At 72.1% G+C, this 879-nt stretch carries 1 protein-coding gene; it reads right to left on the reverse strand.

The genetic code is table 11. From position 1 onward, the window contains the following. Positions 1–708 (reverse strand): pyrroline-5-carboxylate reductase (gene proC, locus BHU15_RS37800; RefSeq protein WP_069631165.1); only part of this gene is annotated, 708 nt, incomplete at its 3' end. Between the last annotated feature and the right edge of the window lie 171 nt (positions 709–879).

The following is an 879-nucleotide window of genomic DNA, read 5'->3' on the forward strand; positions in this document are numbered from 1 at the left end:
GCTGATGGTGGTGCCGGCCGGGGAGGTCACGGCCTCGCGGAGCTTCACCGGGTGTTCGCCGCTGTCGCGCAGCATCACCGCGGCGCCGATGGCGGCCTGGACGATGAGGTCGTGGGCCTGGGCGCGGGGCAGGCCGAGGAGGATGCCGGCGTCGGTCATCGCCTCGACCAGGAAGTAGAAGTACGCCGGGCCCGAGCCGGAGAGGGCGGTCGCCGCATCCTGCTGGGACTCGGGGACGCGGGCGGTCTTGCCGACGCCGCCGAAGATCTCCTCGGTGTGGTTGAGGTCGGCGGGGGTGGCGTGGCTGCCGCCGGAGATGACGGACATTCCTTCATCGACGAGAACGGGGGTGTTGGGCATGACACGTACGACGGAGGTACCGGTGGTGAGGCGTTCCTCGATGAAGGCGGTGGGGATACCCGCGGCGGCGCTGATGACGAGGCGGTCGGCGGGGACGTGGGGGGCGAGTTCGTCGAGGAGCTTGCCCATGTCCTGCGGCTTCACGGCGAGGATCAGCGTGTCGGCGCGCTTGGCGGCCTCGGCGTTGGTGACGGGCTCGACGCCGTAGCGGTCCCGGAGTTGTGCCGCTCGCTCGGCGCGGCGGGTGGTGACCAGGAGGTCGGCGGGGCGCCAGCCGGCGCGGATCATGCCGCTGAGGAGGGCTTCGCCGATCTTGCCGGTACCGAGGACTGCGATGGTCTTGGTCATGCGGGTCACCTCGCCGGTGGGGTGGGTCGAGCGGTCGTACGGAACATCCGGGGCCATCCTCGCATCGGCGGCGGGGACGGGCCCGGCATGTCCGAGTGGCGGACCGGCGCGGCGGTTGTGACCCCTATGCCGTGCGGCGGCGGAGGGTGGCGGCGCCCAGGGCGAGGACCA

Source organism: Streptomyces niveus, from assembly GCF_001723055.1.
Taxonomy (GTDB): Bacteria; Actinomycetota; Actinomycetes; order Streptomycetales; family Streptomycetaceae; genus Streptomyces; species Streptomyces niveus.